The sequence below is a fragment of the Streptomyces sp. NPDC090025 genome, from assembly GCF_044748125.1.
In the GTDB taxonomy this organism is placed as follows: domain Bacteria; phylum Actinomycetota; class Actinomycetes; order Streptomycetales; family Streptomycetaceae; genus Streptomyces.
Map to the genome: position 1 here is coordinate 58,602 of NZ_JBIVFL010000024.1, position 14,386 is coordinate 72,987.

Annotated in this window: 11 protein-coding genes; 8 read left to right on the top strand and 3 right to left on the bottom strand. The window is 75.6% G+C overall.

Features of this window, described 5'->3' with window-relative positions; genetic code table 11:
- Positions 1 to 17: 17 nt before the first annotated feature.
- From ACIPXM_RS34730 to ACIPXM_RS34750, 5 genes are all read left to right on the top strand, one after another.
- On the top strand, positions 18 to 1,031 hold the full coding sequence (locus ACIPXM_RS34730; RefSeq protein ID WP_401663928.1) for a cobalamin biosynthesis protein: 1,014 nt from the start codon (positions 18 to 20) through the stop codon (positions 1,029 to 1,031).
- The gene (locus ACIPXM_RS34735) at positions 1,028 to 2,536 is read left to right on the top strand and encodes a cobyric acid synthase (RefSeq protein ID WP_401663931.1); all 1,509 of its coding nucleotides are present in this window, start codon (positions 1,028 to 1,030) and stop codon (positions 2,534 to 2,536) included. Before ACIPXM_RS34730 ends, ACIPXM_RS34735 begins: the two co-directional genes overlap by 4 nt.
- 94 nt (positions 2,537 to 2,630) lie before the next feature.
- Complete coding sequence (locus ACIPXM_RS34740; RefSeq protein WP_401663933.1) at positions 2,631 to 4,706, top strand: putative cobaltochelatase; 2,076 nt, start codon at positions 2,631 to 2,633, stop codon at positions 4,704 to 4,706.
- Positions 4,706 to 5,314 carry a cob(I)yrinic acid a,c-diamide adenosyltransferase gene (cobO, locus tag ACIPXM_RS34745; RefSeq protein WP_401663936.1) on the top strand — a complete coding sequence of 203 codons (609 nt, stop codon included), beginning with the start codon at positions 4,706 to 4,708 and terminating at the stop codon, positions 5,312 to 5,314. Before ACIPXM_RS34740 ends, cobO begins: the two co-directional genes overlap by 1 nt.
- Positions 5,308 to 6,675 carry a cobyrinate a,c-diamide synthase gene (locus ACIPXM_RS34750; protein WP_401663938.1) on the top strand — a complete coding sequence of 456 codons (1,368 nt, stop codon included), beginning with the start codon at positions 5,308 to 5,310 and terminating at the stop codon, positions 6,673 to 6,675. The genes cobO and ACIPXM_RS34750 overlap by 7 nt, the downstream gene beginning before the upstream one ends.
- A gap of 20 nt (positions 6,676 to 6,695) precedes the next feature.
- On the opposite strand, the gene ACIPXM_RS34755 is transcribed toward ACIPXM_RS34750, so the two are convergent.
- Positions 6,696 to 7,424 (bottom strand): ZIP family metal transporter, encoded by a 729-nt coding sequence (locus ACIPXM_RS34755; protein ID WP_401663941.1) that lies wholly within the window; start codon positions 7,422 to 7,424, stop codon positions 6,696 to 6,698.
- A 60-nt stretch (positions 7,425 to 7,484) separates the two neighbouring features.
- Between ACIPXM_RS34755 and cobC the strand changes: the two genes are divergently transcribed.
- Positions 7,485 to 9,098: an Rv2231c family pyridoxal phosphate-dependent protein CobC gene (gene cobC, locus ACIPXM_RS34760; protein WP_401663961.1), complete on the top strand. Its 1,614-nt coding sequence runs from the start codon at positions 7,485 to 7,487 to the stop codon at positions 9,096 to 9,098.
- A gap of 158 nt (positions 9,099 to 9,256) precedes the next feature.
- Here the strand turns inward: cobC and ACIPXM_RS34765 are convergent, their stop codons facing one another.
- Entirely contained in the window at positions 9,257 to 10,243 is a 987-nt protein-coding gene (locus tag ACIPXM_RS34765) for an SCO1860 family LAETG-anchored protein (protein WP_401663943.1), read from the bottom strand.
- A gap of 425 nt (positions 10,244 to 10,668) precedes the next feature.
- Positions 10,669 to 11,421: a siderophore-interacting protein gene (locus ACIPXM_RS34770; RefSeq protein WP_401663946.1), complete on the bottom strand. Its 753-nt coding sequence runs from the start codon at positions 11,419 to 11,421 to the stop codon at positions 10,669 to 10,671.
- Between the two features lie 81 nt (positions 11,422 to 11,502).
- Between ACIPXM_RS34770 and ACIPXM_RS34775 the strand changes: the two genes are divergently transcribed.
- Entirely contained in the window at positions 11,503 to 13,686 is a 2,184-nt protein-coding gene (locus ACIPXM_RS34775; protein WP_401663949.1) for a penicillin acylase family protein, read from the top strand.
- Positions 13,683 to 14,255, top strand: a complete 573-nt coding sequence (locus ACIPXM_RS34780) for a GNAT family N-acetyltransferase (protein ID WP_401663951.1) — start codon at positions 13,683 to 13,685, stop codon at positions 14,253 to 14,255. Before ACIPXM_RS34775 ends, ACIPXM_RS34780 begins: the two co-directional genes overlap by 4 nt.
- Positions 14,256 to 14,386: the final 131 nt, after the last annotated feature.

Sequence of the window (14,386 nt, forward strand, 5' to 3'; positions counted from 1 at the left end):
AGTGAGGACACTGCGCCATGCCCGGCCGCGGCCCCAGACCCGCCTCCGCCTCCGCCAGCACCCTCTTCGCGTACGGAGCGGCCGCCGGTCTCGCCGTCGACCGGCTGATCGGCGATCCGCGCCGCGGCCACCCCGTCGCCGCCTTCGGCCGGGCCGCGAACGCCGTCGAACGCCGACTGCACCGCGACCACCGCGGCTGGGGCGCCCTGCACACCGCCGTCTGCGCCGGATCCGCCGTGGCCCTCGGCGCGCTCGCCGCCCGGACCGCGCGCGGCAGCCGTGCCGCCACTGTCGCCGTGACCGCCGCCGCCGTCTGGGCCGTGGTCGGCGGCACCACCCTCGGCCGGGAGGCCCGCGCCATCGGCGGGGCGCTCGCCGCAGGCGACGAGGAGGTGGCCCGGGAGCGCATCCCGCACCTGTGCGGCCGTGACCCGCAGGCCCTGGACGGCCCCGCGATGGCCCGCGCCGTCGTCGAGTCGGTCGCCGAGAACACCTCCGACGCGGTCGTCGGCGCCCTCGTCTGGGGCGCCGTCGCCGGAGTGCCCGGGCTGCTCGGCTTCCGCGCCGTCAACACCCTGGACGCCATGGTCGGCCACCGCTCACCGCGCCATCTGCGCTTCGGCTGGGCCTCCGCCCGGCTCGACGACCTGGTCGGCGCGCCCGGCGCCCGGCTCACCGCCGTGCTCGCCGCGGTCGCGGGCGACGACCCGCGCGGCGCGCTGCGCGCCTGGCGCACCGACGCCGCCCGGCACCCCAGCCCCAACGCGGGCCCGGTGGAGGCCGCGTTCGCCGGGGCGCTCGGAGTACGGCTCGGGGGCACCCTCGCGTACGGCGGCCGGGTCGAGCACCGGCCGGTCCTGAACGGCCGCGGCCGGGCCGTCGAGGTGGCCGACATCGAGCGGGCGGTCCGGCTGTCCCGCCGGGTGACCTGGCTGACCCTGGCCGTCTGCGTGGGCGGCCGGACCCTGATGAGCACGGCACACAAGCTCACGGCACACAAGCGCACGGCGCGGAAGCGGAGGACGACGTGAGGGGTGGCGGACTGCTCGTCGCCGGGACGACCTCGGACGCGGGCAAGAGCGTGGTCACCGCCGGGATCTGCCGGTGGCTGGTCCGGCAGGGCGTCAAGGTCGCCCCGTTCAAGGGACAGAACATGTCCCTCAACTCCTTCGTCACCCACGAGGGTGCCGAGATCGGCCGCGCCCAGGCCATGCAGGCGCAGGCCGCCCGGGTCGAGCCGACCGCGCTGATGAACCCGGTGCTGCTCAAGCCGGGCAGCGACCGCTCGAGCCAGGTCGTCCTGATGGGCCGGCCGATCGGCGAGATGAGCGCCCGCGGCTACCACGGGAACCGGCAGCAGGAGCTGTTCGAGCCGGTGATGAGCTGCCTGGAGGAGCTGCGCAGCACGTACGACGCGGTGATCTGCGAGGGCGCGGGCAGCCCCGCCGAGATCAATCTGCGGCGCACCGACATCGTCAACATGGGGATCGCACGGGCCGCGCGGCTGCCCGTCGTGGTGGTCGGCGACATCGACAGGGGCGGGGTCTTCGCGCAGTTCTTCGGCACCACGGCGCTGCTCGCGCCGGAGGACCAGGAGCTGGTCGCGGGCTATCTCGTCAACAAGTTCCGCGGTGACGTGACGCTGCTCGAACCGGGCCTCGGCATGCTGCTCGGGCTGACCGGGCGGCGCACCTTCGGGGTGCTGCCGTACGCCCACGGGCTCGGCATCGACGAGGAGGACGGCCTGCGGGTGTCGCTGCGGGGCGCGGTGCGCGAGTCGGTGGTGGCGCCGCCGGTCGGCGCGGACGTGCTGCGGGTCGCGGTCTGCGCGGTGCCGCTGATGTCGAACTTCACCGACGTGGACGCGCTGGCCGCCGAGCCGGGCGTGATCGTCCGCTTCGTCGACCGGCCCGAGGAGCTGGCCGACGCCGACCTGGCGGTGGTGCCCGGCACCCGGGGCACGGTCAAGGCCCTGGCCTGGCTGCGCGAGCGGGGCCTGGCCGACGCGCTGGTCCGGCGGGCCGCCGAGGGCCGCCCGGTGCTCGGGATCTGCGGCGGGTTCCAGGCGCTCGGCGAACACATCGAGGACGAGATCGAGTCGAAGGCGGGCGCCGTCGACGGGCTCGGACTGCTGCCCGTACGGGTCAGGTTCGCGGCCGGGAAGACGCTTGCCCGGCCGGTCGGCGAGGCGCTCGGCGAGCGGGTCGAGGGGTACGAGATCCACCACGGCGTCGCCGACGTGCGGGGCGGCGAGCCGTTCCTGGACGGCTGCCGGGTGGGCGCGGTGTGGGGCACCCACTGGCACGGCTCGCTGGAGAGCGACGGATTCCGGCGGGCGTTCCTGCGCGAGGTGGCGGCGGCGGCCGGACGGCGGTTCGTCCCGGCGCCCGACACCTCGTTCGGCGCGCTGCGCGAGGAGCAGCTCGACCGGCTCGGCGATCTGATCGAGGAGCACGCCGACACCGACGCGCTGTGGAAGCTGATCGAGCAGGGCCCGCCGCCGGGGCTGCCGTTCGTGCCACCGGGCGCGCCGTGAGCGCCCCGCCCGGGCCCGCCCCGGGAACCCTTGAGACAACCTCCGTACCGACTTCCGTACCGACTTCCGTACCGACCGAAGGAGCGAGCACCCGATGAGCACCCGCTTTCCGTTCACGGCCGTCGTGGGCATGGACGATCTGCGGCTCGCGCTGCTGCTGAACGCGGTCAGTCCGGCCGTCGGCGGCGTCCTGGTGCGCGGCGAGAAGGGCACCGCGAAGTCGACGGCCGTACGGGCGCTCGCCGAGCTGCTGCCCGAGGTCGCGGTCGTCGCGGGCTGCCGCTTCTCCTGCGACCCGGCGGCCCAGGACCCGGGCTGCCCGGACGGGCCGCATGCGCACGGCCCTGGGGAGGGCAGGCCCGCGCGGATGGTCGAGCTGCCGGTCGGCGCCTCCGAGGACCGGCTGGTCGGCGCGCTCGACATCGAGAAGGCGCTGGCCGACGGCGTGAAGGCGTTCGAGCCGGGGCTGCTCGCCGACGCGCACCGGGGCATCCTCTACGTCGACGAGGTCAACCTGCTCCACGACCACCTGATCGACCTGCTGCTCGACGCCGCCGCGATGGGTTCGTCGTACGTCGAGCGCGAGGGCGTCTCGGTGCGGCACGCGGCCCGGTTCCTGCTGGTCGGCACCATGAACCCGGAGGAGGGCGAGCTGCGGCCGCAGCTGCTCGACCGGTTCGGGCTCACCGTGGAGGTCGCGGCCTCCCGGGTGCCCGAGCAGCGGGTGGAAGTGGTGCGGCGGCGGCTCGCGTTCGAGGACGACCCGGCCGGGTTCGCCGCGCGCTGGGCCGACGAGGAGCGGGCGCTGCGCGAACGGGTCGTGGCGGCGCGGGAGTTGCTGCCGAAGGTGACGCTCGGGGACGCCGTGCTGCTGCAGATCGCGGCGACCTGCGCCGCGTTCGAGGTGGACGGCATGCGCGCCGACATCGTGATGGCCAGGACCGCGACGGCGCTCGCCGCGTGGGCCGGGCGGACCGAGGTGACCTCGGACGACGTCCGGCAGGCCGCGCTGCTCGCGCTGCCGCACCGGCGCCGCCGCAACCCCTTCGACGCGCCGGGCCTCGACGAGGACAAGCTGGACGAGACCCTGGAGCGGTTCAAGGGCGAGGACCCGGCGCCGGACGACGACCCGGAGCCGGACGGCCCTGGCGACGGCGGCCCGGACGGCGGTCCCGGCGGGGGCGTCCCGCCGCAGCCGGAAGGACCCGCGCAGGAGTCGGCCGAGACCCCGCAGGACGTACCGCAGGAGACGCCCGCCCCGGAGAACGCCCCCGAGCCCGCCCCCCGGCAGGGCTCCGCCGGTGCCGGTGAGCGGGCCGCCGTACCGGCCGCCGAGCCGTTCCGTACGAAGGTGCTCAGCGTGCCCGGACTCGGCGAGGGCGCGGCCGGGCGCCGCTCCCGGGCCCGTACCGAGCACGGCAGGACGACCGGTTCGGTCCGCCCGCGCGGCACCCTGACCAAGCTGCACCTGTCCGCGACCGTACGGGCCGCCGCCCCGCACCAGAAGGAGCGCGGGCGCAGCGGCCGGGGTCTGGTGGTGCGCAGGGACGATCTGCGGCAGGCGACCCGGGAGGGCCGGGAGGGCAATCTGGTCCTGTTCGTGGTGGACGCCTCGGGGTCGATGGCGGCCCGGCGGCGGATGGGCGCGGTGAAGGGCGCGGTGCTCTCGCTGCTGCTCGACGCCTACCAGCGGCGCGACAAGGTCGGGCTTGTCACCTTCCGGGGCCGGGCCGCCGACCTCGCGCTGCCGCCGACCTCGTCGGTGGACGCGGCGGCGGCGCGCCTGGAGCAGCTGCCGACGGGCGGCCGGACGCCGCTGGCGGCGGGCCTGCTGAAGGCGCACGACGTGCTGCGGGTGGAGCGGCTGCGGGACCCCTCGCGGCGGCCGCTGCTCGTGGTGGTGACCGACGGCCGGGCGACCGGCGGCGGCGCCGACCCGGCGGCGCTCGCCGCCCGGGCGGCGGGGCTGCACGCCGCCGGCGGCACCGCAGCGGTCGTCGTGGACTGCGAGACGGGCCCGGTGCGGCTCGGTCTGGCCGGGAAGCTGGCCGGGGAACTCGGCGGCACCGCCGTCACCCTGGACGAGCTGCGGGCGGACTCGATCGCCGGGCTGGTCAGGGACGTACAGGGAACACAAGGGAACCGCTCGGGCACCAGGAGGGCCGCGTAATGCCTAAGGGACAGCCGACCGTCGTACCGGACGACGGTCTGACCACCCGTCAGCGTCGCAACCGCGCGCTGGTGATGGTGCACACCGGCGTCGGCAAGGGGAAGTCGACGGCCGCCTTCGGGATGGCGCTGCGCGCCTGGAACCAGGGCTGGCCGATCGGGGTGTTCCAGTTCGTGAAGTCCGCCAAGTGGCGGGTCGGCGAGGAGAACGCCCTGGTGGCGCTCGGCGAGACCGGCAAGGGCGGCACGGTCGTCTGGAACAAGATGGGCGAGGGCTGGTCCTGGATCCAGCGCGAGGTCGCCGAGGGCGAGCAGTCCCACGAGGACAAGGCGCGCGAGGGCTGGGAGCAGGTCAAGCGGGACCTGGCGGCGCAGACGTACGGCTTCTACGTCCTCGACGAGTTCGCCTACCTGCTGCACTGGGGCTGGATCGACACCGCCGAGGTGATCGAGGTGCTGCGGAACCGGCCCGGGCAGCAGCATGTGGTCATCACCGGCCGCAACGCGCCGCAGGAGCTGATGGACTTCGCGGATCTGGTCACCGACATGTCGAAGGTGAAGCACCCCATGGACGCGGGTCAGAAGGGCCAGCGGGGCATCGAGTGGTAGCACGTCTCGTCATCGCCGCGCCGTCCTCCGGCGCGGGCAAGACCACGGTCGCGACCGGTCTGATGGCCGCGTTCGCCGGCCGTGGCATGGCGGTGTCCCCGCACAAGGTGGGCCCGGACTACATCGACCCGGGCTACCACGCGCTCGCCACCGGCCGCCCGGGCCGCAACCTCGACGCGTACATGTGCGGTACGGATCTGGTCGAGCCGCTGTTCGCGCACGGCGCGCGGGGCTGCGAACTGGCCGTCGTCGAGGGCGTGATGGGCCTGTACGACGGGGCCGCGGGCCAGGGCGAGCTGGCGTCCACGGCGCAGGTGGCGAAGCTGCTGCGGGCGCCGGTGGTGCTGGTGGTGGACGCCTCCTCGCAGTCCCGTTCGGTGGCGGCCCTGGTGCACGGCTTCGCGTCCTGGGACCCGGAGGTGCGGCTCGGCGGGGTGATCCTCAACAAGGTGGCCACCGACCGGCACGAGGCGCTGCTCCGGGAGGCCCTGGAGGAGTCCGGGGTGCCGGTGCTCGGGGTGCTGCGGCGGGCGCCCGCGGTGGAGACGCCGTCGCGGCACCTCGGCCTGGTGCCGGTCGCCGAGCGGCAGTCGGCGGCCGTCGAGGCGGTGGCGGCGCAGGCCGAGCAGGTGCGGGCCGGGTGCGATCTGGACGCGCTGCTCGCCCTCGCGCGCTCGGCGCCGCCGCTGCGGTCGGCGCCCTGGTCGGCCGGGGCGGTGGTCCGGCCGCCCGCCGCGACGGCGGGGCGGACCCCGGTGGTGGCGGTCGCGGGCGGGGCCGCGTTCACCTTCTCGTACGCCGAGCACACCGAACTGCTGCGGGCGGCCGGCGCGGAGGTCGTCGTCTTCGACCCGCTGCGCGACGAGAAGCTGCCCGCCGGGACGGGCGGACTGGTCGTCGGGGGTGGGTTCCCCGAGGTGTACGGGGCGGAGCTGTCCGCCAACGAGCCGCTGCGGGCGGCGGTGGCGGAGCTCGCCGCGGCCGGGGCGCCGATCGCCGCCGAGTGCGCGGGGCTGCTCTATCTGGCCCGGTCGCTCGACGGGCGGCCGATGTGCGGGGTGCTCGACGCGGAGGCCCGGATGTCGCCGCGGCTCACCCTCGGCTACCGGGACGCGGTGGCCGTCAACGACAGCGTCCTGGCGGCGGCGGGCACCCGGATGCGGGGGCACGAGTTCCACCGGACGGTGATCGAGCCGGGCGCCGGGGCGACGGCGGCCTGGGGGCTGCGGCAGCCGGAGACCCGGGTGGAGGGCTTCGTCCAGGGCGGGGTGCACGCCAGCTATGTGCACACCCACTGGGCCGGGGCGCCGGGCGCGGCGGAACGGTTCGTCGCGCACTGCGCGGGCGGACCCGCCGCGTGAGCTCGGCCGGGGGCCCGGGTTCAGCCGCCGGACAGGCCCACCACCAGCCAGATGAAGGCCACGCCCGCGACCGTGCAGAGCAGGGTGGTCAGGGCCGGGTGGTCGTGGTGGGCCTCGGGCAGGATCTCGGCGGCGGCGAGGTAGAGCAGGGCGCCGCCGAAGAACCCGAGATAGCTGCCGAGGAGTTCCTCCGGAAGGGTGAACAGCAGGGTGGACGCGGCGCCGACGACCGGGGCGACCGCGTCGGCGACGAGCATGGCGACGGCCTTGCGCCGGGCGTTGCCGTACAGGCTGGTGAGCGTGTACGTGTTGAAGCCGTCGGCGAAGTCGTGGGTGATGACGGCGAGCGCGACGGTGGCGCCCATGCCGCCGCTGACCTGGAAGGCGGCGCCGAGCGCGACGCCGTCCATCAGGCTGTGCAGCACCATGGCGCCGGCCGCGGTGAGGCCGACCTGCGGGACCCGGCCGCCGGTCTCGCTGCCGTGCGCGGCCTGCCGGACGGCCAGCAGCCGCTCCACCACATGGGCGAAGAGGAAGCCGCCGACGAACAGCAGCAGGGCCTGCGGGACGCCGAACACCTTCGTGCCCGCCGCCTCCATCGCCTCGGGCAGCAGGTCGAGCCCGACGACGCCGAGCATCAGTCCGCCGGCCAGGCCGAGGACGAGATGGCGCCGGTCGGTGACGCGCTGGGCGGTCCAGCCGCCGAACAGCGTCATGAGGAACGCGCCGAGCGCGACGACGACAGCCATGGCCCTTTGCTATCCGATGACGGTGTGTCCGCGCACCTCGGGCAGCGGCCGTCGGCCGTCGTGGTGGGGGTCGGCGCCCGGCCCGGGACGACGGCCGCGGAGCTGCTCGGGCTGATCGGCGCGGCCCTGGCCGAGGCCGGGCGGACGCCCGGGGACGTGCTCGCGCTTGCGACGCTCGACGTGCGGGCGGCCGATCCGGGCGTGGTGGAGACGGCGGCCCGGCTGCGGGTGCCGGTGCGGGGCTTCCCGGGCGCGGAGCTCGCGCCCGTGCCCGTGCCGGGTCCTTCGGCGGTGGTGCGCGCGGCGGCCGGGACGGCTTCGGTGGCGGAGGCGGCGGCGCTGCGGGCGGCGGGGCCTGGCGCGGTGCTGCTCGTGCCGAAGCGGAAGACCCGGCGGGCGACGTGCGCGGTGGCCTCGCCCGTACCCCCTGTTTCACCCGTTCCGCCCGTTTCGCCGGACGGGTCGAACGAAGTGGCCCGAGACGTACGGTTGTTGCCCCGTACCCACGGGTATCTCGGTGACGAGCCCCCGGCTCCCCCCGTTCCCCCCGCTCCCCCCACGCACACCCTCCCCACCCCCACCCCCACCACCCCCCACGTGACGGCGGCCATGGACATCCACACTCCCGCGGAACCCGATGTGCACGACCTGAGACACCACGGCGACGCCGAGGTCAGGGACGAGAAGCTGACCGACCTCGCGGTCAACGTACGGACCAACACCCCGCCCGCCTGGCTGCGGGAGCGGATCGCCGATTCGCTGACCGGGCTCGCGGCCTATCCCGACGGGCGGGCGGCCCGGGCGGCGGTGGCCGAGCGGCACGACCTGCCGGCCCGGCGGGTGCTGCTCACGGCGGGCGCGGCGGAGGCGTTCGTGCTGCTCGCGCGGGCGCTGCCGGTGCGGCGGCCGGTGGTGGTGCATCCGCAGTTCACCGAGCCGGAGGCGGCCCTGCGGGACGCCGGGCACCCGGTGGACCGGGTGCTGCTGCGCGCCGCGGACGGTTTCCGGCTCGATCCGGCGGCGGTCCCCGAGGACGCGGATCTGGTCGTGATCGGCAATCCCACCAACCCGACCTCGGTGCTGCATCCGGCGGAGACGATCACCACGCTGGCCCGGCCGGGCCGGACCCTGGTGGTCGACGAGGCGTTCATGGACGCGGTGCCGGGCGAGCGCGAGTCGCTGGCCTCGCGGACCGATGTGCCGGGCCTGGTGGTGCTGCGGAGCCTGACCAAGACCTGGGGTCTGGCGGGGCTGCGGATCGGCTACGTGCTGGCGGCGCCGGAGACGGTCGAGGCCCTGGAGCGGGTCCAGCCGCTGTGGCCGGTGTCGACCCCGGCGCTGGTGGCGGCGGAGGCGTGCATGTCGCGGGCGGCGCTCGCGGAGGCGGAGCACGCGGCGCACCGGATCGGTGTGGAGCGGGCCCATCTGCTGGCGGGCCTCGCGGAGTTCGACGAGGTCACGGCGGTGGCGGCGGCCGAGGGCCCGTTCGTCCTGGTGCGGATCGAGAACGCGGACGCGGTACGGGAGCGGCTGCGGGCGCTGGGCTTCGCGGCCCGGCGCGGGGACACCTTCCCGGGCCTGGACCGGCACTGGCTGCGGCTCGCGGTGCGGGACCGGGTGACGACGAACCGCTTCCTGCAGGCGCTGGACCAGGCGTTGCTGATGCTGGGCTGAGGGCGGCCGGCTGAGGGCCGGCCCGTAGCCGGCGGCCGAGTGTCGGCGGCTCTGCGGCGGGAAGCCCCAGGGGGTGGTGCCGTCCGGCACCACCCCCCTTTCGTCCCCTTCGCTTCCCCCTGCGGCCTTCTGCGGCCTTTCCGATCCCCTCGGGCGGGTCAGCCGCGGGCGCGGGCCCGGCCGCGGGCCAGGACCAGGGCGCCGCCGCCCACGCCGACGAGCAGCAGGGCGCCGCCCGCGAGGTACGGCGTCATGGAGCTGCCGCCGGTCTCGGCGAGGTGCTGGGTCGGGGTGGTGCCGCCGTTGTCGGTCTTGATGCCGGTGGCGTGGCTGGGCTCGCTCGACGGCCGCTGCGAGGGCTGCTCGCTGGGCTTCTGGGTGGGCCGCTCGGTCGGCTTGGTGGGCGGCTTCTCGCCGCGCGGGGTGGTGCAGGTGGCCTCGGCGAGGGTGACCTTGCCCTTGACCTCGGCGACGTTGAGGTGCAGCGGGTTGACCTCGACGGAGAGTTCGAGGGCGGTGGCGGCGGCGGTGCGCGAGGTGGTGGAGGTGCGGGAGAGGTCGAGCACGACCTCGCCGACGCCGGGCACGCTCACCTTGGTCTGGCCGCCCGTCGACAGGGTGGTCTTCTTGCCGAGGACGGTGATGTGCCCGAGCAGGTTGGACTCGGCGACCGGCCGCTTGCCCGCCTCGCAGACCGCCTTGGAGGTGACCTTCTCGATCTCGACCAGGGAGAGCAGCGGCAGCCCCGGCACATGGACGCGGGCCTTGACCAGGTTCACGTATCCCTTGGCGGTGCCGCCCTCGACGGTCGCCTCGGAGGTGGCGACGTCGGCCTTGAGCACGGAGACCGGCTTGCCGTTCTCGGCGCCGTCGACCCGGACGCTGAGCGCGGTCTTCTCGGCACTGGCCGGGGCCTCGACCTCGTTGAGGGAGGCGCGCAGCGGCACGTTCACGGCCTTGTTGAGCAGATTGACATCGAGGCCCGCGCGCAGCACGACGGCGGTGGCGTGGCCTTCGCCGCCCGCTCCGGTGCCGCCGGTGGCGTGGGCGGGGACGGCGAGGGCCAGCGGGCCCGCGGCGAGGGCGGCGACGGCGGCCGCGGCGGCGGTACGGCGTGCGGGCAGGCGGAAGGTGTTGCTGTTCAAGGCGGTGGAACCCCCACAAGAGACATGGCGTCGCCGGCCGCTCACCACGGGGACTGTGGGTCGACGCGGCGCGGGCGACTTGAGACACCGGAATCTTTACGCACTGTGGGTGAACTGGCAGACACCTGAAGTGAGTTCACTCCAAAGGGTGGTTTCCGTGCCCATATTCGAATCTTTCGGCACAGGCGTTCCCGCCAGCCCCGCGCGCCCCGCGGGTGACGGCGCGCGCGGGCGCCAGGGCGCGTCCGAGGGAGGGTTGAGAACGATGCGCGCCGGGTCGGGGTAACGGATCGTCAACACGACGACGCCCCGGGGGAAGTCCCTCCGGGGCGTCGTCGTCGGCCGAACCGGCCGAACCGGCCGAGCGGTTCAGACGGCGTGACTCACTCGGCGCGGCTCACACGGCGCGGCTCAGACGGCGCGGCTCAGACGGCGGCGCGCTCGCGGGTCGGGCGCCAGTAGCCGAGGGCGTGCAGCCGTTCCTTGGGCAGCGCGAGCTCCTTGCGCGCGAACCCGGCGAGGGTGCGGGTGGTGGCGGTGTCGCAGGCGATCCAGACGTACGGGTCGGCGGTGGCGGCCACGAGCGCGGGCAGCTCCTCGCGGACCCGGGCTGCCAGTGCGGCCCCGGCGTCCGCGCGGGGCACCCGGCGCACCTCGTGCAGGTCACCGTCGAGGCGCAGCGGCAGGTCCTCGTCGGAGGCGTGCGCGGTCTCGAACCAGAGGGTGGCGGGAGTGCCGGGGAAGGCGCCGAGCAGCGAGTTGATCGCGGGCAGCGAGGCCGCGTCGCCGACCACGAAAAGGCGTCCGGGCTTGGGCTCGGGGGCGGTGAAGCCGGTGCCCTGGAGGGTGGCGTCGACGGTGTCGCCCACGGCGCAGGTGCGGGCCCAGTCGCTGGCGGGGCCGTCGTGGAGCGCGAACTCAAGGGCGAAGGTGCCGGTCGCCGGGTCCGGGTCGACGAGCGTGTAGGCGCGCTGATGGGGCTTGCCCCCGCTGGTGAACCAGAGCCGCACCCACATGGTGGGGTGCACGCCCGCGGCCGCGAGCAGCCCGCCGTCCGTGCACCGCACCCTGCGGTAGTGCTCGGTGACCTGCTCCGCGCCGGTCACCGTGAACGTGAAGTCCTTGCCGCGGAACAGCTTGAGGACGACGCCCTCCCAGCCATGACCGGTACCACCCACCGTGATCCCCTCCCCTGAGGTCCTGTAGATTAATTTAGGCCAGCCTAACCTAAGAATCGTGATCTGATCGGGGTCGTACGCGTGAGCATCGAGGTCTTCCGGGACGCCTTCGGCGTGCCGCATCTGCGCGCCGCCGATCCACGCGAACTCGCCCGCGCGCAGGGCCTGGTGACCGCCCGGGACCGGGCCTGGCAGCTGGAGGTCGAACGGCACCGGGCGCAGGGCACCACGGCCGCGTTCCTCGGCGCCACCGAGACCGGCTGGGACACCTTCGTCCGGCAGGCCAGGCTGGCCGACACCGCGCGCCGCTGCCACGACCGGCTCGACCCGGAGACGGCCGCCTGGGTGCGCGCCTATGTGGACGGGGTCAACGAGGGCCTCGCCGACGGTGCCCGGCGGGCCCCCGAGTTCGCCGCCACCGGTCTTGAGCCCGGCCGCTGGGAGCCGTGGACACCGCTAGCCGTCTGGCTCTCCACCCACATCCTGTTCGCCGGGTTCCCCACCAAGCTGTGGCGGGACCGGGTGGCCGCCCGGCTCGGCGAGCGGTGGACCGAGCTGTTCGCCACCGACGGCCCCGGCACCGCAGGGTCCAACGGCTGGCTGCTGTCCGGCGCGCGGACCGCGAGCGGCGCCCCGCTCGTCGCGGGCGACCCGCACCGCTTCATCGAGGCGCCCGGCGTCTACCAGCAGATCCGGCTCGCCTGCCCCGACCACGACGTGGTCGGCCTCGCGGTGCCCGGCGTCCCCGGACTCGCCCACTTCGGGCACACCGGGCGGGTCGCCTGGGCCATCACCAACGCCATGGCCGACTACCAGGACCTCTACCGCGAGCGGCTGCGCCGGCTGCCCGACGGCCGGATCGAGGCGTTCGGCCCGGACGGCTGGGAGCCCGCCACCGCGCACACCGAGTCGGTCCGGGTGAAGGACGTGGCCGAACCGGTACGGGTCGAGGTCGTCGAGACCGCCCGCGGCCCGGTGATCATCGGCGCGGCGGGCCCGTGCGACGGCACCCCGGCCGCGGCCGACGGCGACGGCTCCCCGGCCATGGGCGCGGGCACGGACGGCGACAACAGCTCCCCGGCCGCTGACGGCGACATCTGGGAGGCCGTCAGCCTGCGCCATCCGCCGCGCGTCACCGGCGAACTGGGCTTCGCCGCGCTGCCCGCGCTGCTGCGGGCCCGGTCCGTCGCGGACGTCGACCGGGCGCTCGACCGCTGGGTCGAGCCGGTGAACGTGGTGCAGGCCGCCGACGTGGACGGCGGCCTGCTGCACCGGGTGGCCGGGCACGTGCCGGTCCGCGACGCGGCCAACCGGCTGCGCGTGGTGCCCGCCTGGGACGCCCGGCACGCCTGGGCCGACGCGCCCGCGCCGCTGCCGCGCGCCGCCGTGGGACCGTACGCCGTGATGGCCAACGCCCGTGGTCTGGCGGGCCCGTTGGGCGTGGAGTTCGCGCCGCCGCACCGGGCGGAGCGGATCGCCGAGCTGCTCGGCGCCTCGGCCGACTGGACGCCCGAGAACACGGCCGCCGTGCACACCGACACCGCCAACCCCGCCGCGCGGCGGCTGCTCGACGCCGTCCGGGCCGTCGACCCGGCCGCGCTCGCGCCCGCCGCCCGTACCGTGCGCGCCACGCTGCTCGGCTGGGACCGCCGGATGGACGCGGACAGCGTGGACGCCGGTCTGTACGCGGCGGTGCGCGGCGCGGTGGTCCGCCGCTTCGCCGCCCACCCGGCCTTCGCGGAGCTGCGCGAGCCCGCCCCGTACCCGGCGGTGTTCCAGCCCTGGCTGGCGCTCGGCGGGCGGGTCGCGTTCGCCCTGGAGACGCTGCTCGTGACGGGTCCCGTGCCGCCCGCCGACCGGGCCAGGCTGGTGCGGGAGGCGCTGGAGGAGACGGGCGCGGCGGTGGCCGCCGGGGACGCGCCGGGCGCGTGGGGCGAGACCCACCGGCTGGTGCCCTGGCAGGCGCTGCCGGGCGGCGACCCCGAGGAGGGCTGGCCGGGGCTCGGCGGCGACCACGACTGCGTCCTGTCGACGTCCAGCGTGCCCGGCTACACCGACCTCAGCGCCCGGTCGTCCGCCGCCCGCTACGTCTGGGACCTCGCCGACCGCGAACGCAGCCGCTGGATCGTGCCGTTCGGCGCCTCCGGCGTCCCCGGCGACCCGCACCACCGCGACCAGCTCGCCCTGTGGGTGCGGGGCGAACTCGCCCCCGTCGTCACCGAGTGGACCCGTCTCGTGAAGGAAGAGCAGGAATCAGGAGCATGACCATGCGCAGAACCGAGCACACCCAGGACGTCGAGGGCTTCGGCACGGTCCGGATCGACCGGATCGACCCCGAGGCCGACGCACCGCTCATCCACGCCTGGGTGAACGAGGAGCGGGCCCGCTTCTGGGGCATGAACGGCACCACCCTGGAGCAGGTGCGGGAGATCTACGCGCACCTCGACTCGCTCACCACCCACCACGGCTTCCTGGTGCACCGCGACGGGGTGCCGGTGGCGATCTTCCAGACGTACGACCCCGAGGCCGACCGGGTCTCGGAGTGCTACGAGGCGCTGCCCGGCGACATCGGCGTGCACCTGTTCGTGGCGCCCTCGGACGCGGCGCCCGAGCGGGGCTTCACGGAGGGGCTGCTCACCGCCCTGGTGACGTTCGCGCTCGCGGGGAAGACCCGGGTGGTCGGCGAGCCGGACGCCGCCAACGACAAGGCGATCGCCCGGCTGGCCAAGGCCGGTTTCGAGCTCGGCCCCGAGGTGACGCTGCCGGAGGTGGACCTGCCGGAGGTCTTCATCCCGGAGAAGCGGGCACGGCTGGCGTTCCTGACCCGGCCGTGAGCTGACCCGGTACGACGGCGGGGAGGGGGTCGGGGTCGGAGTGGGGGGGGGGGGGGGGGGGGGGGAAAGGGGGGGGGGGGGGGGGGCCCCCCCCGGGCCCCCCCCCCCCCCCGCCCCCCCCCCCCCCCCCC